The sequence below is a fragment of the Amycolatopsis sp. NPDC051716 genome (assembly GCF_040681595.1).
Lineage (GTDB): Bacteria > Actinomycetota > Actinomycetes > Mycobacteriales > Pseudonocardiaceae > Amycolatopsis.
In genome coordinates, this window is the sequence record NZ_JBFAZA010000013.1 from 24,069 (window position 1) to 44,464 (window position 20,396).

Below are 20,396 nucleotides of genomic sequence, written 5' to 3' on the forward strand. Positions count from 1 at the left end.
CGCCAGCTGGTCGCAGCTTGGCCGCCGACCGGTCGGTTCACCGGCCCGCCAGCCCCTGTCCGTCCCTGTCGGCTCGCTCGCGCGCTGGCTCACCGGTGGGCGGCCGCCGCCGCTCACCGGCCGCCGGGGGGGATGCCCGCGCTGCCGGACCATCCGGCCCGAGCGCACCGCCGTGGCCGGGCGTTGCGGCCCGCGGCCCCTCAGCCCGCCAGCGGGATCACCGCGGTCACCGCGGTGCCTCCAGGGCCGCTGGCGACCTCGAGCTCCCCGCCCAGTGCCTGCACCCGGTCGCGCAGCCCGGCCAGCCCCGAACCACCCTCCGGATCCGCGCCGCCGACGCCCGCGTCCGTCACCTCGACCCGCAGCTGCGCGCCCGTCACCTCGATCCGCACGTCGGCGCGGTCGGTCCGGGCGTGCTTCAACGCGTTCGTCAACGCCTCCGACGTCACGAAGTACGCCGTCGCCTCCACCGCCGCGTCCAGGCGGGGCACCGTGCCGACCGTCAGGGCCACCGCCATCGGGCTGCGGGCGGCCAGCGAGCGGACCGCCGCGACCAGGCCCGCCTCGGTGAGGATCGCCGGGCGGATGCCGCGGGCCAGCTCGCGCAGCTCGGTGATCGCCGTCTGCAGCTCGTCGACCGCGCCGGTGAGCAGGGCGCGGATCTCCGGCGGCAGTTCCGCGCCGGAGCGGCGGCCGGCCATCCGCAGCAGCAGCACGACGCTGACCAGCCGCTGCTGGGCGCCGTCGTGCAGGTCGCGCTCGACCCGGCGGCGCTCCTCGTCCCCGGCCGCGACCAGGCGCGCCCGCGACGCGCGCACCTCGGCCAGCCGCTGCTCCAGCTCGGCGGTGAGCCGCTGGTTGTCCAGCACCAGCCCGGCGGCCGCGTTGAGCGCGTCGATCGACCGGCTGTCCTTCCACACCTCGTCGTCCTGCACCAGCGCGGCCAGCCCGGTGCCGTCGCGCTCCAGCAGCAGCCGGATCATCTCGGCGTTGCCGACCCGGGCCCGCATCACCCCGGCCAGGAACGCCAGCGGCCACAGGCAGAACAGGATCCGGTACACCTGCAGCAGCGGGCCGGACAGCGGGTGCGCGTCGCCGAGCGCCGTGCCCGCCCCCGACGTCAGCGCGCCGGCCAGGGCGATGACCACGACCGGCGACAGCAGCCGCCGCTGCGGCAGCCGCCCGGTCAGCCACCGGTAGAGCAGTACGACGACCACGCCCGCGCTGATCGCCGTCGCCGCCAGCTCCAGGGCGCGGTCGGCGAAGGTGCCGCTGCCCGGCCAGAGCGCCAGCAGGTCGCGCGGGTCGTCGTCGACCAGCAGCCCGAGCACGCCGGAACCGAGCACCACCAGGTAGGCCGCGGCCACCAGCAGCCGTTCCCACCGCGAGCGGAGCCGGCCGTGCGGGAAGGCGAGCACGAGGTGCGCGATGACCGGGCTGGACGCGGCGCGCAGCGGCACGGCGATCGTGTACAGCACCGGGTCGCGCGTGAACTGCAGGTCCTCGAGGAACAGGGCGACCCCGGCGAGCGCGATGAGCACCCCGATCGGGTTGGCCGGGCGCCGCACGTGCGCGACCGCGCCCGCGAGGAGGAAGAGGAACCCGGTCGTGGTGCTGAGCGCGGTGTCGAGCGCGGAGTGGGAGCCTTCGCCGGCTTTGAGCGCCAGCGCGACCACGCCGAGCACGCACCCGGCGGCGAGCAGCCCGGTCATCACCGACGTCCGCGGGTGCTGCACTTCGCGACCCTCCCGGTGGCTCTTGGCGGTGGTGGGGAGCAGTCCGGCAACGGCTAACCGTGATTCGTCCGTTCGGGCCGTCGCGTTACACCACGCGGCTGCGCTTTAGGGTGATCGGGCGACGAGAGGCGGAACATGAGCGGACACGGTCTGGACGCCGAAGTCTTCGGCGGGCGGATGCCCACCGGCGGGCGGGATCTGGCGATCGAAACCCACGGCATCGCCCCGGTGCCGGCGGACAACCGGTTCGGGCGCCCGTGGCGGCTGTTCAGCGTGTGGTTCGCGCCGAACCTGACGATGACGGCGGTGTTCACCGGCACCCTCGCCGCGTCGCTCGGCCTCGGGTTCTGGACCGGCCTGGCCGCGATGCTCGCCGGCACCGTGCTCGGGTCGCTGCCGGTGGCGTACCTGTCGACGTGGGGCCCGCGCACCGGCACCGGCCAGCTGCCGCTCGCCCGGCTGCCGTTCGGCGGCGGCGTCGTGCTGCCCGGCCTGGTGCAGTGGCTCGGCTCGATCGCCTGGGACGCGCTGGTCGGCCTGTTCGGCGGCGAGGCGCTGGCCGAGCTGACCGGGCTGCCGTTCTGGGCGGCGGTGCTGATCGTGCTGGTGCTGCAGTGCGCGCTCGGCGTGTTCGGGTACGCGCTGATCCACCGCGTGCAGGCGGTGATGAGCGTGCTGCTGGTGCTCGCGTTCGCCGCGCTCGCCGTGAAGGTCCTTTCCGGACACCCGATCGCCGGCGCCGACACCGCGTCCGGCGCAGATCTGGCGGGCGGCGTCGTCCTGTTCACGACGATCACGTTGTCGCTGGCGATCTCCTGGGCGCCGTACGCCTCGGACTTCAGCCGCTACTTGCCCGTCGCTGCTTCCTCACGGGCGGTCTTCTGGGCGACGTTGCTCGGCCTCGTCGCCTCCTACGCGATCGGCGAAGGCCTCGGGCTCGCGCTGGGGTCTTCGCTGGGTGACCAGACGGCGGCGGGCGTCGCCCACCTGCTCGGTGGCGGGTTCCTGGGCGCGCTGGCGCTGGCCGTGATCGCGCTGGCGGCGGTGTCGTCGAACGCGATGAACGACTACAGCGGCTCGCTCGCGCTGCAGACGGTCGGCGTCCGGCTGCGGCGCCCGGTGTCGGCGGTCGTCGTCACCGTGCTCGCGTTCGCGCTGATCCTCTGGATGCACAGCGGCGACCTCTCGGCGAAGTTCGAAAACGTGCTGCTGTTCGTCAGCTATTGGATCCCGCCGTTCCTCGGCGTGGTCGTCCCGGACTGGCTCGCGCGCACCCGCGGCGGCCGGCGCGTGGATGTCCTGGCGTCGGTTTCCGTGCGGCCCTGGGCGGCGGTGGTGGCCTTCCTGGTGGGGTTCGGCGCCGCGGTGCCGTTCATGAACACGTCCCTCTACACCGGACCGGTCGCCGCGGCGCTGCACGGCGCGGATCTCGCGTACTACGTCGGGCTCGTCGTTTCGCTGGCAGCGTATTTCCTGCTGCGCGGCCGGTCTCCGGTTGACCTCAAGTAATCTAGAGGTTTCAGGATGGGGTGGTAGCCCTCGAAGGAGGAACCATGCCCACCGCACTCGTCACCGGCGCTTCCGCCGGGCTGGGCCGCGCGCTCGCGGCCGCCCTGGTCCGTCGCAAGTGGACGGTCATCGGCGACGGCCGTGACGCGGCCGCGCTCGCTTCGGCGGCCGGTGAGGCCGGCTTCACGGCCGTCGCCGGCGACGTCACCGACCCGGCCCACCGCGCCGCGCTCGCCGACGCCTGTCCCGAACTCGACCTGCTCGTCAACAACGCCAGCGCGCTCGGCGTCAGCCCGCTGCCGCCCCTGGCGCGTTACCCGGTGGCGGACCTGGAGGACGTCTACCGCGTCAACGTCTTCGCGCCTCTTGCGCTGACCCAGCTCCTGTTGCCCGCCTTGACCGCGGTGCGCGGCGTCGTGATCGACGTCAGTTCCGACGCCGCCGTCGAGGCTTACGAGGGCTGGGGCGGCTACGGCTCCGCGAAGGCGGCGCTCGATCAGGTGACCGCCGTCCTGGGCGTGGAACACCCGGACCTGTCCGTGTACGCGATCGATCCGGGCGATCTGCGCACGGCGATGCACCAGCGCGCGTTCCCCGGCGAGGACATCTCGGACCGGCCGCTGCCGGAGACGGCCGTCCCGGCGTTCCTGAGGGTGCTCGACGAGCGTCCGCCGAGCGGCCGCTACCGCGCGGCCGACCTGCTGGTGACGGCATGAACATCCGGTTCGACCTGCCCGCGGAGCTGTCGGCATCGGCCCCGCCGGAGGCCCGCGGCCTGTCCCGCGACGAGGTCCGCCTGCTGGTCGCGTCCCCGGCGGGCGTCCACCACACGGCGTTCACCGGCTTGGGCGAGCACCTCCGCCCGGGCGACCTGCTGGTGGTCAACACTTCGGGCACCCTCCCGGCGGCGGTCGACGCCCGGCGCGACGGCCGCCCGATCACGGTCCACTTCGCCACCCCGCTGGACGACGGTTCGTGGGTCGTCGAGCTGCGCGCACCGGCCGGCCCGCTGCTCGACGGCCATCCGGGCGAGCGCCTTGCCCTGGCCGGCGACGCATCGCTGACGTTGCTGGCCCCGATGGTCCCGGGCGCAGCACGGCTGTGGCGGGCGGCGGTGTCGGTGGAGGTGCGGGCGCTGCTCGCGGCGGCGGGCCGGCCGATCCGCTACGGGTACGTCCCGCGGGCGTGGCCGCTGTCGGACTACCAGACGGTGTTCGCCCGCGAACCGGGCAGCGCGGAGATGCCCTCGGCGGCGCGGCCGTTCACGCCGGAGCTGGTGACCCGCTTGGTGACGGACGGGGTGTTGTTCGCCCCGCTGCTGCTGCACACGGGAGTGTCTTCCCCGGAGGCGGCGGAGCCACCCCAGGCGGAGCGGTACCGCGTCCCCCCGACGACGGCGGCGTTGGCCTCGTGGGTCAGGGCCCGCGGAGGCCGGGTGATAGCGGTGGGCACGACGGCGGCCCGGGCACTGGAATCGGCTTTCGATGGCGGCGCCCTCGTCGCGGCCGAGGGCTGGACGGAGCTGGTACTGGGCCCGGACCGCCCGGCGCGGGTGGTGGACGGCATCGTCACGGGCCTGCACGCCCCGGAGGCATCGCACTTGTCGCTGCTGGAGGCGGTGGCGGGCGCGGAGGTGGTCCAGCGCGCGTATGAGGCGGCGGTGGCGGAGCGGTACTTGTGGCACGAGTTCGGCGACGTGTCGCTTCTCCTGCGCCGCTGAGCTGCAGGGTTGGACTCGAGTCCATGGCTCGTGGGCTCTTTGTGAGCTTGGGTGGACTGGGCAGTGGCTCGGTTCTTGGGCCGCTTGCTGAGCCTGGCCGATCTGGTGGGGACCCGGCTTTCGGCGCTCCTCGCCAAGGTCAGTCGACGTGACCGGGATGCGGGCGGCGGAAGGAGGCAACCCACCCATAAACCCCTACTGACCAGCCGAAACCCGCCGCCGCGACCGGATCAGCCCGGCAACGGCCACCACCGCCACCCCCAGCCCCACGCCGCTGACGATCGACGCCACCAAACTCGCCGTCGCGGTCGCCAAGCCGAACGCCCCGCCGAGGTACACCGGAATGGAAATCGCCACCGGCAACCAGTTGCGCAGCGTGAAGGCGCGGTCCGACGCCACCCACAACACCAGCGTCACCGCCGCGGCGGTGACGACCGGGATCGCCCACACCACCGAGCTCGTCAGCGCGTCCATCCCCAGTGACCTGAGCCACTCGAACGACGCCTGCCCCAGCCCGATGAACAACACGACCAGCGCCACGCGGACGCCGGCGGCTCCCTGGCCCCTGCTCGTCATGTCTTCCTCCCGAATCCGTGGTCCACCCTGTACCACGTCCGGGTGACTCGAGCGGTTGCCCGGTTTGGCGACTTTCTCCCGCGAGCCGTAAGCGCCGCGGCCGCCGATGTCAAGAAATCTCACCAGGATTCCCGGGATGCGGATGGCTATGCGCCTGAGTGGGTGACCGTGCGAACCTCGCCCCGACACCGACGAAAGGCGATGCTGACGTGCGCACCCCTCGGAGAACCCTGGCCTCGGCGCTGGCCGCCCTGACCGTCGTGGGCGTGCTGGCCGGCTGTTCGCGCGCCGACAGCAGCACCGCCCCGGCCGCGAACCAGGGGGCCGCCGGCGAGGTCCGGGTCGGGTTCTTCCCGAACGTCACGCACGCTCCCGCGCTGATCGGCGTCAAAAAGGACTTCTTCAAGACCGAGCTCGGCTCCACCAAGCTCACCACCCAGACCTTCAACGCCGGCCCCGAAGAGGTCAACGCCCTGCTCGGCGGCTCCCTCGACGTCGCCTTCATCGGCTCCGGCCCGGCGATCAACGCCTTCACGAAGTCCAAGGGCGCCATCCAGCTGGTCTCCGGCGCCGTCTCGGGCGGCGCGCAGCTGGTCGTCAAGCCCGACATCACCAGCGTGGACCAGCTCAAGGGCAAGAACATCGCCACGCCGCAGCTGGCCAACACCCAGGACGTCGCGCTCAAGAAGTTCCTTGCCGGCAAGCAGCTGACCGACCAGGTCAAGATCACCAACCTCGACAACCCGAAGACGCTCGACGCCTTCAAGAAGGGCGAGGTCGACGGCGGCTGGCTGCCCGAGCCGTGGGCGTCCCGGCTGGTCCTCGACGCCGGCGCGAATGTCCTGGTCGACGAGAAAACCTTGTGGCCGGGTGGCCGCTTCCCGACCACCGTCGTCATCGTGCGCAGCGAGTTCCTGCAGCAGCACCCGGACACCATCCGCGCACTGCTCAAGGGTGAGCTCGCCGCCATCGACTGGGCCAAAGGCAACCCGGCGGACGCGAAGACGGTGGTCAACGGCGCGCTCAAGGAGCTGGCCGGCAGTACCCTGAGCGCAGCGGTCCTGGACCGCGCCTTCTCCGGCATCGAGCTGACCACCGACCCCGTCGCCGCCGAATTCCCGCAGCTCGCGCAGGACTCGGTGACGGCCGGCGTGGTGAAGTCCGCGGTAGCGCTGAAGGGCTTCGCCGACTTCGGCCCACTGAACGAGGTGCTGAAGGCCAAGAACCTGCCCGCCGTCGTAGCTCCCGAACTGACCAAGTGATCCGGAGAGGCAGCCAACGATGACCACGACCCTCCCGACCGGCCGGTCCAGTTTCACCGGCGCGACCGCGGTGCGTCTCGACGGCGTGCGCAAGACGTTCGGCACCGCCGGCCGCGCGGTCGTCGCGCTCGACGGCGTGGACCTGACCGTCGCGCCCGGCGAGTTCGTCTGCCTGCTCGGCGCGTCCGGCTGCGGCAAGAGCACGCTGCTGAACCTGGTCGCCGGGCTGGACGCGCCGTCGGCGGGGGAGATCACGCTGAACACCTCCCGGCCGGCGGTGATGTTCCAGGAAGCCGCGCTGATGCCGTGGCTGACCGCGGCCCGCAACGTCGAGCTGCCGCTGCGGCTGGCCGGGTTCGGCCGCGCCGAGCGCCGCGAAAAGGCCGCCGAGCTGCTGGACCTGGTGCGGTTGAACGGCGCGGGCGGCAAGCGGCCGCACGAGCTGTCCGGCGGGATGCGGCAGCGCGTCGCGCTGGCCCGTGCGCTGGCCGCGACCCTGCGCGTCGGCGGCGACCCGGAGCAGTCGCTCCTGCTGATGGACGAGCCGTTCGCCGCGCTCGACGCCATCACCCGCGACGTCCTGCAGGGCGAGCTGCTGCGCGTCTACCGCAGCACCGGCACTTCCGTGCTGTTCGTGACGCACGACGTGCGCGAGGCCGTCCGGCTCGGCCAGCGCGTGGTGCTGCTGTCGTCGCGGCCCGGCCGGGTCGTGCGCGAGTGGGCGGACGTGCCGCTGGCCGACGCCGAGGAGCTGACCGAGGAAATCACCGGGCACCTGCGCGAGGTGATCAGCACCCATGCCGCAGCTTGACCGGTCCGCGGAAGCCGACCTGGACGCGGTCGGCGCGGGACTGGATTCGCTCGACGCCCCCATCGGCGACCGCCGCCCGGGCTTCTGGAAGCGGTTCGCCTGGGGTTTCCTGCCGCCGCTGGGCGCGCTCGTCGTGCTGGTCGTCGTGTGGCAGGTCCTGTGGGCGGCCGCCTTCTGGCCGGAGTCGCAGCTGCCGTCACCGGCCGCGGTGTGGGGCGAGTTCTGGAGCATCGTCGTCGACGGCAAGGTGTTCGGCTTCGTCTGGACGTCGGTGCACCGCGCGGCGCTCGGCTTCCTCGCCGGCGTCCTCATCGGAACGCCGCTCGGCCTGGTGGTGGCGAAGGTCCGCGTGGTGCGTGCGGCGATCGGCCCGCTGCTGACGGGGCTGCAGAGTCTCCCGTCGGTGGCGTGGGTGCCGGCGGCGATCCTGTGGTTCGGGATCAACGACGCGGCGATCTACTTCGTGGTGCTGCTCGGCTCGGTGCCGTCGATCGCGAACGGCCTGGTGTCCGGCATCGACCAGATCCCGCCGATCCTCCCGCGGGTAGGCCAGGTGATGGGTGCGAACCGGCTGTCGTCGGCCCGGTACATCCTGCTGCCCGCCGCGCTCCCGGGCTTTCTCGCCGGGCTCAAGCAGGGCTGGGCGTTCTCGTGGCGCTCGCTGATGGCGGCGGAGCTGATCGCGCTGTCCCCCCAGCTCGGCATCGGCCTCGGCGCGTACTTGAACCAGGGCTCGTCGTTCAACAGCATGGAGACGGTGATCGCGGCGATCTTCCTGATCCTGCTGGTCGGCGTGGGGATCGAGCTGCTGGTGTTCCGCCCGCTGGAGCGCGCGGTGCTGCGGGCCCGCGGGCTCACCTCGTCGCTCTAGGAAGTTTTCCGCTCGGATGTCGAAGCCGGGCCTTCGGCGCCGACGTCCCCTTCGCAAGCGGTGGTGACGAGCGGAGGAGCGGACAATGGTGATCGCCGTGGTGGTGGCGTCGGTGGCGGCGTTCGTGGTGAGTTCGGCCTGGTACACCGGCTTCGGGCGGGTCTGGGCCAGCCTCAGCCCGGCGGGCGCCACGGCGCGGCCGTCACCGTGGCGGATGGGCGCGGAGTTCGTCCGGACACTGGTGCTGGTGGCGGCGTTCGCGCTGCTGGCCGGTGCGGCCGGCGTCGAAGGTGTGCCCGGCGCCCTCGGCTTGGCGCTGGTGGTCTGGGCGGGGTTCCCGGTGGTGATCTTGGCGGGATCGGTGCTCCACGAGCGCGTCCCGGCCGGCCTGGCCGCGTTGCACGCGGGCGACTGGCTGGTGAAGATCGCGGTGGTGGCGGTTCTGCTGGGGGTGTGGCGATGACGGAGGTGTTGCTCGAGGGAGTCGCGTTCGGCGAGTCCCCGCGCTGGCACGACGGGCGGCTCTGGTTCGCCGACTGGCTGGCCCACGAGATCGTGGCGGTCTCCCCAGCGGGGGAGCGAGAGGTGGTGTTCCGCGCCGGCTTCCCGACGATGCCGATGTGTTTCGACTTCCTCGGCGGGCAGCCGGTGATCGTGTCGTCGTCGGACGGACTCCTGCTGCGCCTCTCGGAGTCCGGCCTGACCACACACGCCGACCTGGGCGGAACCGGGTTCAACGAGATAGTGGCGACGGGAGCCGGAGGCTGCTACGTCAACGGGGGCGGCTTCGACCTGATGGCCGGTGAGCCCTACCGGCCGGGGGCGATCCTGTTCGTCTCCCCGGACGGCGCGGTCCGCCCGGTGGCGGAGGACATCGCCTTCGGCAACGGCATGGCGCTCACCCCGGACGGCGCAACGCTGATCGTGGCCGAGTCGTACGCGAACCGGTTGACGGCGTTCTCGGTGCACCCGGACGGCGGCCTGACTGACCGGCGGGTGTGGGCGGACCTCGGCGAAGGGGTCCCGGACGGCATCGCCCTCGACGCCTCAGGGGCGGTTTGGGTCTCGGACGTGCCGCACCGGTCGTGCACCCGGGTCCGCGAGGGCGGCGAGGTCCTGGAGAAGCTGACGTTCGACCGAGGGTGCTTCGCGTGCGCGCTGAGCGAGGACACGTTGTACGTGGTCGTCCAGGAGTGGCGCGGCCTCGACGGGGTGGGGGAGACCGCGGAGGACCGGACGGGACAGATCCTGACCCATCCGGTCTCCGTGGGCCGCGCTTAGCCGTCCAGCTGCTCCGGGCCGGTCAGCGCGGGCGGACGGACGACACGGCCGGTCGCCGGCCGCGTCCTCCGTCCTGACGTTGCTCAGCGAGGGCGGCGGCCGCCGGCCCGGGTACCGGACGAAAAGGCGGCCGCGCCGCCACTCCGGCGACCACCGGTCGCCGGGGCGGCCGATCGGCCGGTGCCCGCGGCCTTGGTCGCGCCGCCGGCCCTGCGGTTGCCGCCCGAGCCGCCCCGGCTCGAGGCAGCCGAACGCGGCTGCTGCTCGTCCCGCCGCGGCTGGCCGTTCGCGCGTGACCGCTGTCCGCCACGGTTCTCCTTCGGCGTGGCCGGGGCGCCTCGGCGCCCGCGGCCGCCACCCGGCGCGGCGCCCGTGGCGGACACCTTCTTCGGCCGGTTGTCCACCGCCGGGGCCTTCGAGAACGTGCGCTCGCCCGGGGCCAGCTCCGCCAGCAGCGGGTGACCCGGGCCGAGCTGGGTCGTCGTCGGCTTGATGCCCGCCTTGCGGGTCAGGTCGCGCACGTCGCGGACCTGCGCGTCGGTCATCAGCGTCACCACCGTGCCCGACGCGCCGGCGCGCGCCGTGCGGCCGGACCGGTGCAGGTACGCCTTGTGCTCCACCGGCGGGTCCGCGTGGATGACCAGCCGGACGTCGTCGACGTGGATGCCCCGCGCCGCGATGTCGGTCGCGACCAGTGTCTTCGCCGTGCCCGACGAGAAGGCTTCGAGGTTGCGCGTCCGGGCGTTCTGGCCAAGGTTGCCGTGCAGTTCCACGGCCGGGACGCCGGACGCCACCAACTTGCGGGTCAGTGCCTTCGCGCGGCTCTTCGTCCGGGTGAACACCAGCGTGCGGCCCGGCGCCGCGGTCAGGTCGACCAGCACCGGCAGCCGGTGGGTCTCCTCGAGGTGCAGGACGTGGTGCTCCATCGTCGACACGGGCGACTGCGCCGAGTCGACGCTGTGCGTGATCGGGTCGGTCATAAAGCGCTTGACCAGCACGTCGACGCCGTTGTCCAGGGTCGCGGAGAACAGCATCCGCTGCCCGCGCGAGGGCGTCTGGTCCATGATCCGCCGCACCTCGGGCAGGAAGCCCAGGTCGGCCATGTGGTCGGCCTCGTCGAGGACGGTGATCTCGATCGCGTCGAGCTTCACGTGGCCGGAGCGCATGTGGTCGGCGAGCCGGCCGGGGCAGGCGACGACGATGTCGACGCCGTCGCGCAGCCGCGTGATCTGCGGGTTCGCGCTGACGCCGCCGAAGATGGTGGTCGTCTTCAGGCCCAGCGGCTTGGCCAGCGGCAGGATCGACGCCTCGATCTGCGTCGCGAGCTCGCGCGTCGGCGCCAGGATCAGCGCGCGCGGACGGCCCGGCTTGCGCCGCGTCGGGCCCGCGGCGAGGCGGGCCAGCAGGGGCAGCACGAAACCGTAGGTCTTGCCGGAGCCGGTCCGGCCGCGGCCGAGCACGTCACGCCCGGCGAGGGTGTGCGGCAGGGTCGCCGCCTGGATGGGGAAGGGCTCGGTGACGCCCTGCGTGGCCAGCGCGGCCACGAGCGGGGTGGGCAGGCCGAGTTCAGCGAAAGTGCTCATAAGTGCGTGCGGGCGTACGAGCGCCCTGGTCTCCGTAATCTGAGAAGGGTTGTCCTGCCCGGCGCAGACCGGTCAACGGCCGCGGCGCGTGGTAGTCGACAACAGCAGCGGGCCGAGGCAGAACTGAGCGGCCCGCATGATCAGTATAGCGGGCGAGGGTGACGTAGCCCCAGTGAGATTGCCCGCACTCGCGCGGCCTTGCTAAGTTACCGGTCGGTAATCAAGGAGGACCACCATGTTGCTGAACCCGCGCGAGTACGACCCGGCGCACTTCGACGCCGAGACGCGGCGCCTGCTGCGCGCCACCATCGACTGGTTCGAACAGCGCGGCAAGGCGAAGCTGACCGAGGACTACCACGCCCGCACCTTCTACGCGGACTTCCTCGAGTTCGCGGGCAAGGAAGGCCTGTTCTCGACCTTCCTGACGCCGGCCACGAACGCCGGCGGCCACCCGGACAAGCGCTGGGACACCAGCCGCGTCGCCGCGCTGTCGGAAATCCTCGGCTTCTACGGGCTGAACTACTGGTACCCGTGGCAGGTCACCATCCTCGGCCTCGGCCCGGTGTGGCAGAGCGGCAACGCCACGGCACGCGAGCGGGCGGCCGCCGCCCTCGACGCCGGTGGTGTCGGCGCCTTCGGACTGTCCGAAAAGGACCACGGCGCCGACATCTACTCCTCGGACATGGTCCTGACGAAGGACGGCGACGGCTACCGCGCGACCGGCTCGAAGTACTACATCGGCAACGGCAACTGCGCGCGCACGGTGTCGGTGTTCGGCCGGATCGACGGCGTCGAAGGCCCGGACCAGTACGTTTTCTTCTACGCCGACTCCGAGCACCCGAACTACCACGTCGTGAAGAACGTCGTGCCGTCGCAGATGTACGTCGCCGAGTTCCGGCTCGAGGACTACCCGGTGCACGCCGAGGACATCCTGCACGTCGGCGCCGAGGCGTTCAGTGCCGCGCTGAACACCGTCAACATCGGCAAGTTCAACCTCTGCTTCGGCGGCATCGGCATGGCCACGCACTCGCTGTACGAAGCCATCACGCACGCGCACAACCGCGTCCTCTACGGCAAGCCCGTGACGGACTTCCCGCACGTCCGCCGCGAGTTCGTCGAGGCCTACACGCGGCTCACCGCGATGAAGCTGTTCTCCGACCGCGCCGTCGACTACTTCCGCAGCGCGAACCCCGACGACCGCCGCTACCTGCTCTTCAACCCGATCACCAAGATGAAGGTGACCACCGAAGCGCAGAAGGTGATCGGCCTGGTCGCCGACGTCGTGGCGGCCAAGGGGTTCGAGGCCGACACCTACCTGGCGATGTCCAAGAACGACATCGACGGCCTGCCCAAGCTCGAGGGCACGGTGGCCGTGAACCTGGCGCTGATCGCGAAATTCATGCCGAACTACCTGTTCGCGCCGCAGGAGTACGCGCCGGTCCCGACCCGCACCGACGCCGTGGACGACGAGTTCCTCTTCCGCCAGGGCCCGGCGCGCGGCCTGTCGAAGGTCCGGTTCCACGACTGGAAGACCGCCTACGCCGAGGCCGCGCACATCCCGAACGTCGCGCTGTTCACCGAGCAGGCCGGTTACCTGGTCAAGCTGCTCACCGAGGCGGCGCCGGACGAGGCGCAGCAGGCCGACCTCGACTTCGGGCTCGCGCTGACCGAGCTGTTCACGCTGATCGTGTACGGCCAGCTCGTCCTGGAGCAGGCCCGCATCACCGGCCTGGACGACGAGGTCACCGACCAGATCTTCGCGGTGCTGGTGCAGGACTTCAGCGTCGCGGCGGTGGACCTCAACGGCAAGGCCAGCTCGACCGAGGCCCAGCAGGCGATCGCCCTCGCCGCGCTGCGCAAGCCGGTGGTCGACGCCGCGCGGTTCGAGAACGTCTGGGCGCGGGTGCGGGAGCTTTCCGGGGGCTACGCTATGCAGCCGTGATGGCGCGAAAGTACCGGCTGGGTGTCATGCGGAAAGCGGCGAACGTCCTGGTGACGGCGAGCCTAAAACGCGGCATCCTGATCGCGGGGAGCACCGGGTGGCTGCTGACGACGCGCGGGCGGCGCTCCGGCGCCGACCGCACCACTCCGGTCAACGTCGTCGAAGTCGGCGGCGACCGCTGGCTGGTGTCGCCGTACGGGCAGGTCGGCTGGGTGTACAACCTCCGCGCCGACGCCACCGCCCGGCTGTGGCGCGGCCGCACCCGTGAGACGTGGGAGGTCGAGGAGGCCGACGCCGCGACCGCCGGCCCGGTGCTGCGCGCGTACGTCCGCAAGCTTCCGGTGACGGCGCCGTTCTTCGACGCCAAGCCGGGCGACCCGGCCGGGACCTTCGCCGCGGAAGCCGATCGACACCCGGTGTTCCGGTTGGCAAGATCGCGGGCGTGAAGCGAGAGCGGGCGGCGGAGCTGATCTGGGACGCGTGGCTGACCGGCAAGCGGCTGGAGGGCCTCCCGGACGACGCCCGCCCGGGCGACCTCGCCGAGGGCATGGCGGCGCAGGCGGCGCTCGCCGAGCTGGCCGGGCCGGTGTCCGGCTGGAAGATCGCCGCGACCACGGTGTACGCCCGGCAGTACCTCGACGTCCCCGGCCCGCTACCGGGGGCGATGTTCGAGCGGTTCCACCACGTCGAGGGTGCCCCGGTCCCGGCGGACACCATGACCATGGGCGTCGCCGAACCCGAATTCGCCTTCCGGCTCAAAGCCGATCCGGGATTGTCGCCGTCGCTGGCGGCGGTGCTCGACGCGGTGGACACGATGTTCCTGGCGATCGAGCTGCCGGACAGCCGCTACACCGACCACCGCCACGCGGGCGGCCCGCAGCTGCTGGCCGACGTCGCGTGCGCGGGCCGGTTCGTCGAGGGCGGTCCGGTGCCGGGGTGGCGCGACCTCGACCTGCCCCGCCGCCCGGTCGTCCTCCACGCCGACGGCGAGGAGTTCTCCCGGGGCAGCGGCAGCCTGGTCCTGGGCGACCCGCGCCTGGCGCTGCACTGGCTGGCGATGGAGCTGCCCCGCCACGGCCGCGCGCTGCGCCCGGGCGACATCGTGACGACGGGAACGGCGACCCCACCGTGCCCGATCCGGGCGGGCGGCCACGTGGTGGCGGACTTCGGCGAGCTGGGAAGTGTGGAAGTGAGGTTCACGCCGCTAGAGTGACCGGGTGCTGACGTTCCGTGCCGGTTTCGTCGTGCTGGCGATCGTCGTGGCGGGGCTCGACGCGGGCTTCTGGGTGTTCGCGCACGGCCCCCACCCGATGCCCCCGCGCATCGGATTCCTGGTGGCGTTCGTGCTGCTGCTGGCCCTGCTGGCGGCGGCCGCGGGGGTGGTGCGCTGGGAGGTCGCGGTGCCCCTGGCCGCGGCGTCGACGTCGGGCCTGTTCGTCGTCGGCGCGGCCGCGATCTTCAGTGTCGGCTTCGGGTTCCTGCTGGCTGCGGTGGTGGAGGCGGCACTGGTCCGCCACTTGGTCCTGGCCGCGTCACCGACCGGCTGGCGCGGCGGGCCGGGCGTCATCAGTTCGGCCGCGGCGGTGGTGCCGGCCGTCTTCTTCGCGGCCGGCCTGCTCTTCCTTCGCTGACGCGGCGTCCGGTCATTCCTTCCGGGCCGCGCCGGCCAGGACGATGGACTGCTTGGCGTCGTCCAGGTGCGGTGTTTCGTCGGTGATCGTCGCCTCGTCGGGGTGCCACTGGGGCGTCCACACGAGGCCCGGTTCGACCATCCGGAAGTCGCCGAACAGTTCCCGGATCTCCCGCGCCGTCCGCCAGATGACCGGGCTGCCCGACTCGGCGTACATCGTCTTGATCCGGTTCAGCATGGCGAGGGACTCGGGCGGGATGCCCTCGCCGGTGACGTGGGAAATGCCGAGGTAGGAGCCCGGCGCGATCAGGTCGCGGTACGTGCGGACGAGTTGCGGCCCGAGGTCCTCGGACGCGGGGCTCCCGGGGGCCGGCAGCTGCTGGATGTGGAGGACGGCGATCATCAGCAGCCCGACGGGCTCGTCCAGGTCGATCACGCCCGTCTCCGCGATCTTCTCCCACAGGCCGGCGGGATCGCGCAGGTCGGCGTGGATGGCCGTGTGCCGGTCTTCGTCGCCGTACTGCCGCAGCAGGCTCCGGGAGTGCGCGACGGCCACCGGCTCGTGGTCGACGTAGGCGACTCGTACCTGCCCGGGCGCCACCTGTTCGGCGACTTCGTGGGCGTGCCCCATGGTCGGCACCCCGGACCCCAGGTCGACGAACTGCCGGATCCCCTGTTTGGTGAGGTACCGGACGAGCCGGTGCAGGAACAACCGGTTCGACCGGGCGATCGGGCGCAGGATCGGGAACTCGTGCAGCAGTTTGTCCGCGAATTGCCGATCGATTTCCCAGTTGGCGTCACCGCCGAGGAAGTAATCGTAGATCCGGGCGACGCTCGGCCGGCTCAGATCCACTCCGGCCGGCGGGAACCGTTCGTTCCCCGTGGTTGTCATCTTTCGCTCCCCGATAGCGTTGGCGACAGGAACATTCTATTCGGCGTCTTCGCGGGCACCGACGGGCATCAGGGTGACCTCCGGTGCCGATCGAGGGCTTTTTCCAGAACAGCGCGTGTCTGCTCGGGATCGTAGGCGGATCGGTGCAGGCGGTCCCAATGGTCGTACAGGCGGCTCAGGTCGAGTCCGCCCGGATCGGTCGTGATCAGGGTGCCCAGTACTTCGCTGTAGCCGAGGGTGGGCTCCGGGTCGGCGAATTCCATGATCGTGAAGTCGGGGTCGACGTGCAGACGGCTCGCGAACGGAACCACGCGGATGTCGATGTTGGGATTTCGTTTCACCAGGTCGAGGAGGTGTTTCAACTGGTCGATCGCCACGTATTCGTTGACGGTCACGCACTGGACGACGCGTTCGACGGCGCTTTCACTGATGAGGAACTCGTAGCGGCAGCCGGGGTTTTCCGTGAAGGCCCGGATTGTCCGCGCCGAGCGGCCGGTGACCGCGTCGGCGATGTCGTCGACATCGTGCTCGAAGAACTGCGCGATCATGTAGCTTTCGGCCTGCAGCAGACCCTTGAGCCGCTCGCCGGTCCAGCTCAGGATCCTGGTCGCGGATGGTTCGGACACCAGGATCCGGTGGAACCATGGCGCCCCTTTTTCGGCCAGGTCGCGGTTCCGCTTTTCCCGCCCGCGCTCGTTGACCCCGTTCAGCCGCAGGAGTTCGGCTCGTTCCTCCTCGGTGGCGTCCAGGCCCGGCAGGATCTTGAGCAGGACGCCGGCGCTGAGCGGATAGCCCTTTTCCAGGCGGCTGATCATGGTCTGGTGGTAGCTGACCTTTTCGGCCAGCTGCTCCTGCTTCAGCCCGGCTCGTTTGCGCAGCACGCGCACCTTGAGCCCGAGTTGCCGGCGCAACTCGTTGTCGTCCGGTGAGTCCGGTGATGAGGAGGGCGGCCGCGCCACGTCAGGTCGTCCAATCGGGAGGCGTGAAGCCCCGATCATAGTAGCCGTCCGGGCCGGAGTCGCACGCTCAGTTGATCGGGCGGGCGCCCGTCAGCTGTCCGGGCTCACCACGGTGTGCAGTCCTCGGGTGAACGCGTCCCATTCGGATTCCGAGAACACGAGGACGGGACCGTCGGCCAGTTTCGAATCCCTGATCGCCACCAGCCCGGGCCGCTCGAGGTTGATCTCGACGCAGTCACCCTTGTCGGGGCCGCACAGCGGGCTCCGCTGCCAGGTGTCCGCGCTGAACGCGTCCTTGACGGTCATCGGGTCGTAGCTGTTCATCTCCATGGCTCCCCCTGTGTCAAGTGCCGGTCGCAGTTCGGAATATCCAGCTTATTCAGGCTTAGATCTTGAATATTCCGTTGGCAAGGGTGGTGCGCGGGACGTCGTCACTTGGGGTGAGTTTTTCACTCGATCAGCGCTGGAGGAGGTGCACGTGCTCATGCAGGTGCTCCTGGTTGGTGCGCGGTTTCGGTCCGCATAGCCGCGCCGCGGAGGGGCTTTGTCTGGTATGCCCGTTGTGGTGCACCATTGGCGGACGGACGTCCCGAAGTCGGCGATGCCGGCCTGAGTCATGCCGCGGCCGCTGCATATTCTGGTCGGAACTTGGAATATTGGGCCACGATTCCGATGGGGGACTTGCGCGCAATTCCGACTAGGCCGTTGGGCTGAATGGTCGGCTCTGAAGGTGGTACTGACGGTGAATCGCCCCGGGTGAGTTGCGCGGGCAACTGTCGCGGAAGTGTGACGCCTTAGTTCATCCGGGTGATAAGGGGCGCCGGAACCCTCCGCCGGATCGTCGAACGGGGACCGGCGCGCCGCCGCGACAGGACGGCTAGCTTGGGATTTCCGCACGAAGCCTCATTTCTCGTCCTCGGAGTACACGACCATGCGATTCACCGTTCCGCCGCCGGCCGGCGGGCAGCGATCCCGGGCACCGCAGCGGGGGAAGAGCGGTCTGGCCGGGACGACCGGCGCGGACTCGAACCGCAGCGCCGCACCGTCACCGCTCCGATGCCGGGTGCCGACGCGCCGGAAAACCGGGAGAACGTGATGAGCCCCGCCGAGCAGCGGCGAGGTCCGCGAACCAGGGGGCACACGGCGCTGGGGCGGCTCCCCTCGACCGATGCCTTCGACACCCCGAAGAAGAAGTCGCCCCTGACCCTCGACGAGCGCAAGCTGGTGCTGTTCCTGCTCGTCTCCCTGGCCGACGACCGGGGGAGTCTCGCCCGGACGCGGCGGCGCCTCGTCGGAGCCTTCGGCGGCCGGGAGGGGCACTGGTGTGCCGGCAAGAGCGAGGACGCGCTCCTGCACTTGCTGGCCAAGTCCGTCGGCCAGGGGGCGACCAGTCCGCCGCCCTGGGAGCGGATCGTCGACATGGTGGGCGTCGCGGTGCCGCGCGCCAGCCGGAGCGTGGTCCTGGGCCAGGCGGCGGCGCTCTTCGCGCGGAGCATCGGCTGGGACGCGCCGGTCCGCGGCTACGACGGGCCGTTTTCGGTGCCGGGTTGGATCGGGGAACCGGTCGTCACGGTCGAGATGATCGTCGAGGGGTTGGCCACGGGCACCGGGGAGCCCGGGCGCGACGTCCGGCGGGCCGACCCCGGGCCGGCGGTTCCCGCTCCGCGCGAGCCACCGAGGCCGGAGGGGCCGGCCGAAGGCGGGCCGCCGCGGGGTGCCATCGCCCGGCCGGCCGGTTCGGTCGCCGCGCACCCGCTCGACGACCCGGTCGCGCTCCGGAAGGTCATGCTGGGGATTTCCGGTGCGGCCCGTCGCCTCGACGCGCAGGTCGAGGCCCTGAGGGCGTCGCTCAACTCGCACCAGATCGCGAACTGGAAGCTGCGGTCGGAGAACCAGCGGCAGCGAAGCCTGCTTGAACAGCTGTTGCGCGAGAAGTACCCCGGGGCGTCCACCGAAACCATCCGTCAACTGATCGCCGAGCAGCTGCGCTCGATCATCACCGCCGACCCGCCCGAATCCCGCCCGCTGCACGGATGACCCGGCAACCTGGAGGGCAGGTGCCCCGGCGACCTGGAAGGCAACTGAGCGGACACTGAACGGACACTGCTGGACGGCGCTGGCAGTTGCCGCAGTGTCCATTCAGTTGCCTTCGAGTTCTGTTCAGTTCCCGACTAGTTCCCGACCAGGCGCCGACCAGTTCCCCACCGGTTCCGACCAGGCGCCGACCAGACCCTCACCAGTTCCGACCAGGCGCCGACCAGGCCCTCACCAGTTCCGACCAAGCACCGACCAGGCCCCACCAATTCCGACAAGCCCCCGATCAGTTCCCAACCAGTTCCTACCAGGCCTCGATCGGTTCCCGACCAGTTGCGGATCAGGTCCCGACCACTGCCCGGCCGGGTGCCGGCCCGTTGCGGATCAGTTGTGGAACAGTTGAAAGGTAGTTGAAGAACAGTGTCCGATTAGTTTCGCGATTCGACACTCGGTGGGAACTGAATGGACACATACGTTCCACTGGTCGAGCCGAATACCGGTCGTCGCGGCCTTCGACCGTTGGTCGAGGAATGCTTTCCCGGCGAATTGATCTCCGGCTACGCTCGAATGCGTCGCTGTGCTCAGCAAAAACCGGAAAGGTCCCTGGAGGTGTTCCATGCTCGATGAACCGGGAAGTAACCGGCCGGTCGTCTCGGTCCGGCGGTGGCTCGCTGACCTTTCGCGCAGTCTCGCGCGGAGCTCGATGGGTGGGGCAAAGTGCCTGTTCACAACGGTTCGATGAACCTCGGCGCGCTCTGATGCGCCGGGGCTCCTGCCGCAAGGAGGAGCCGGTGGGCTGCTGACGCAGCCCGGAAAAACCCAGGAGGACAAATGGGCGGGAAACACCGGAAAAGGGAGGCCAGCAGGGCTGGGTGCGTCGTGATATTCGTCTTCACGACGCCCCTGCTGATCCTGCTGACCACCCTCGCTGATCAGGCTCAACACCTGATCGGCTGAATTCGGTCCCTCTCCTGGAAGAACCGCGGCGCGGGGCCGGAACACCCGGTCGGCACCCGGCCGGTCCCGCGCCGCTCAGTATCGCATCTCCGCCGCTACCTGGGAACCGTCGCGCCCCTATGGGGTGGCCCACAACGAAGAAGGGAACAGTCATGCCTCCCGAACCCCGCAAAACGAACTGCCGCTTCGTCGCCGCCCGGATCCGGCTCGGTGTTCCTCGCGCGGATGGGCGGCGGGTGGGCGAACGGGACCGGCAAGTCCACTTCGTGTCCCTGCCCGACGACCGGCCGGCCCCGCTGGTGCTGAGAACCCTGTGCGGTGATCCGCTCGCCCGCGAGGTGACGGAATTGCTCGACCACATCGCGGGAATGCCCTGCGTCCGGTGCCTGGCACACGTCCCCGAGGCCAGGCGAGCGGCGCACCAGAGCCGTCGTTCGGCTTAGCGCACCGGCACCGGCACCGGCACGGACCCGGGCCGAGCCGACGGCACTGTCGCGCAACAAAGGCGGGCCACCCGACCGCCGGGTGGGCCGCCTTCACTGGAGGTCTACTGCCGAATCTGGGCCGCCGGGTGGCCCGCCTTCACTGGAGGTCTACTGCCGAACCGGGCCCGCCGGGTGGTCCGCCTTCACC

20 protein-coding genes are annotated in these 20,396 nt (G+C 71.1%); 14 read left to right on the plus strand and 6 right to left on the minus strand.

Going from position 1 to position 20,396, the window contains the following annotated elements; translation table 11 throughout:
- Positions 1-200: 200 nt before the first annotated feature.
- Positions 201-1,736, minus strand: coding sequence for a sensor histidine kinase (locus AB0M30_RS19330; protein ID WP_364585375.1), 1,536 nt, complete (start codon positions 1,734-1,736; stop codon positions 201-203).
- A 135-nt stretch (positions 1,737-1,871) separates the two neighbouring features.
- Between AB0M30_RS19330 and AB0M30_RS19335 the strand changes: the two genes are divergently transcribed.
- From AB0M30_RS19335 to AB0M30_RS19345, 3 genes are read left to right on the plus strand one after another with little or no spacing between them, the layout of a single operon-like run.
- Positions 1,872-3,245: a cytosine permease gene (locus AB0M30_RS19335; protein ID WP_364585376.1), complete on the plus strand. Its 1,374-nt coding sequence runs from the start codon at positions 1,872-1,874 to the stop codon at positions 3,243-3,245.
- Between the two features lie 44 nt (positions 3,246-3,289).
- A complete protein-coding gene (locus AB0M30_RS19340; protein WP_364585377.1) occupies positions 3,290-3,961 on the plus strand; it encodes an SDR family NAD(P)-dependent oxidoreductase in 672 nt (223 codons plus the stop codon).
- The gene (locus tag AB0M30_RS19345) at positions 3,958-4,965 is read left to right on the plus strand and encodes an S-adenosylmethionine:tRNA ribosyltransferase-isomerase (RefSeq protein WP_364585378.1); all 1,008 of its coding nucleotides are present in this window, start codon (positions 3,958-3,960) and stop codon (positions 4,963-4,965) included. Before AB0M30_RS19340 ends, AB0M30_RS19345 begins: the two co-directional genes overlap by 4 nt.
- Before the next feature lie 195 nt (positions 4,966-5,160).
- On the opposite strand, the gene AB0M30_RS19350 is transcribed toward AB0M30_RS19345, so the two are convergent.
- Complete coding sequence (locus tag AB0M30_RS19350) at positions 5,161-5,541, minus strand: hypothetical protein (protein ID WP_364585379.1); 381 nt, start codon at positions 5,539-5,541, stop codon at positions 5,161-5,163.
- A gap of 209 nt (positions 5,542-5,750) precedes the next feature.
- Here AB0M30_RS19350 and AB0M30_RS19355 point away from each other — a divergent pair, with 209 nt between their 5' ends.
- From AB0M30_RS19355 to AB0M30_RS19375, 5 genes are all read left to right on the plus strand, one after another.
- A complete protein-coding gene (locus tag AB0M30_RS19355) occupies positions 5,751-6,803 on the plus strand; it encodes an ABC transporter substrate-binding protein (protein ID WP_364585380.1) in 1,053 nt (350 codons plus the stop codon).
- Between the two features lie 19 nt (positions 6,804-6,822).
- Entirely contained in the window at positions 6,823-7,614 is a 792-nt protein-coding gene (locus tag AB0M30_RS19360; protein ID WP_364585381.1) for an ABC transporter ATP-binding protein, read from the plus strand.
- Positions 7,601-8,485, plus strand: coding sequence for an ABC transporter permease (locus AB0M30_RS19365; protein WP_364585382.1), 885 nt, complete (start codon positions 7,601-7,603; stop codon positions 8,483-8,485). The genes AB0M30_RS19360 and AB0M30_RS19365 overlap by 14 nt, the downstream gene beginning before the upstream one ends.
- An 85-nt stretch (positions 8,486-8,570) precedes the next feature.
- Positions 8,571-8,948 (plus strand): DUF1761 domain-containing protein, encoded by a 378-nt coding sequence (locus tag AB0M30_RS19370; RefSeq protein WP_364585383.1) that lies wholly within the window; start codon positions 8,571-8,573, stop codon positions 8,946-8,948.
- Complete coding sequence (locus AB0M30_RS19375; RefSeq protein ID WP_364585384.1) at positions 8,945-9,766, plus strand: SMP-30/gluconolactonase/LRE family protein; 822 nt, start codon at positions 8,945-8,947, stop codon at positions 9,764-9,766. The genes AB0M30_RS19370 and AB0M30_RS19375 overlap by 4 nt, the downstream gene beginning before the upstream one ends.
- Before the next feature lie 83 nt (positions 9,767-9,849).
- Here the strand turns inward: AB0M30_RS19375 and AB0M30_RS19380 are convergent, their stop codons facing one another.
- Positions 9,850-11,349, minus strand: coding sequence for a DEAD/DEAH box helicase (locus AB0M30_RS19380; protein ID WP_364585385.1), 1,500 nt, complete (start codon positions 11,347-11,349; stop codon positions 9,850-9,852).
- Positions 11,350-11,584: 235 nt separating this feature from the next.
- Between AB0M30_RS19380 and AB0M30_RS19385 the strand changes: the two genes are divergently transcribed.
- Genes AB0M30_RS19385 through AB0M30_RS19400 form a run of 4 tightly spaced genes read left to right on the plus strand, consistent with a single transcriptional unit; the run spans position 11,585 to position 14,922 of the window.
- Positions 11,585-13,291 (plus strand): acyl-CoA dehydrogenase, encoded by a 1,707-nt coding sequence (locus AB0M30_RS19385; protein ID WP_364585386.1) that lies wholly within the window; start codon positions 11,585-11,587, stop codon positions 13,289-13,291.
- Complete coding sequence (locus tag AB0M30_RS19390; RefSeq protein ID WP_364585665.1) at positions 13,291-13,737, plus strand: nitroreductase family deazaflavin-dependent oxidoreductase; 447 nt, start codon at positions 13,291-13,293, stop codon at positions 13,735-13,737. The genes AB0M30_RS19385 and AB0M30_RS19390 overlap by 1 nt, the downstream gene beginning before the upstream one ends.
- Positions 13,734-14,504 (plus strand): fumarylacetoacetate hydrolase family protein, encoded by a 771-nt coding sequence (locus AB0M30_RS19395; protein WP_364585387.1) that lies wholly within the window; start codon positions 13,734-13,736, stop codon positions 14,502-14,504. The genes AB0M30_RS19390 and AB0M30_RS19395 overlap by 4 nt, the downstream gene beginning before the upstream one ends.
- Positions 14,505-14,508: 4 nt before the next feature.
- Positions 14,509-14,922 carry a hypothetical protein gene (locus AB0M30_RS19400; RefSeq protein WP_364585388.1) on the plus strand — a complete coding sequence of 138 codons (414 nt, stop codon included), beginning with the start codon at positions 14,509-14,511 and terminating at the stop codon, positions 14,920-14,922.
- 12 nt (positions 14,923-14,934) lie between these two features.
- Here the strand turns inward: AB0M30_RS19400 and AB0M30_RS19405 are convergent, their stop codons facing one another.
- The 3 genes from AB0M30_RS19405 to AB0M30_RS19415 all read right to left on the minus strand — a co-directional run bounded on the left by AB0M30_RS19405 (position 14,935) and on the right by AB0M30_RS19415 (position 17,102).
- On the minus strand, positions 14,935-15,813 hold the full coding sequence (locus AB0M30_RS19405) for an SAM-dependent methyltransferase (RefSeq protein ID WP_364585389.1): 879 nt from the start codon (positions 15,811-15,813) through the stop codon (positions 14,935-14,937).
- Between the two features lie 68 nt (positions 15,814-15,881).
- Positions 15,882-16,772 carry a helix-turn-helix transcriptional regulator gene (locus AB0M30_RS19410; RefSeq protein WP_364585390.1) on the minus strand — a complete coding sequence of 297 codons (891 nt, stop codon included), beginning with the start codon at positions 16,770-16,772 and terminating at the stop codon, positions 15,882-15,884.
- 90 nt (positions 16,773-16,862) lie between these two features.
- On the minus strand, positions 16,863-17,102 hold the full coding sequence (locus AB0M30_RS19415; RefSeq protein WP_364585391.1) for a DUF397 domain-containing protein: 240 nt from the start codon (positions 17,100-17,102) through the stop codon (positions 16,863-16,865).
- 765 nt (positions 17,103-17,867) lie between these two features.
- Here AB0M30_RS19415 and AB0M30_RS19420 point away from each other — a divergent pair.
- Both AB0M30_RS19420 and AB0M30_RS19425 read left to right on the plus strand, forming a co-directional pair.
- On the plus strand, positions 17,868-18,809 hold the full coding sequence (locus tag AB0M30_RS19420; protein WP_364585392.1) for a hypothetical protein: 942 nt from the start codon (positions 17,868-17,870) through the stop codon (positions 18,807-18,809).
- Positions 18,810-19,915: 1,106 nt separating this feature from the next.
- Positions 19,916-20,206, plus strand: coding sequence for a hypothetical protein (locus tag AB0M30_RS19425; protein ID WP_364585393.1), 291 nt, complete (start codon positions 19,916-19,918; stop codon positions 20,204-20,206).
- The last annotated feature ends 190 nt before the right edge of the window (positions 20,207-20,396 follow it).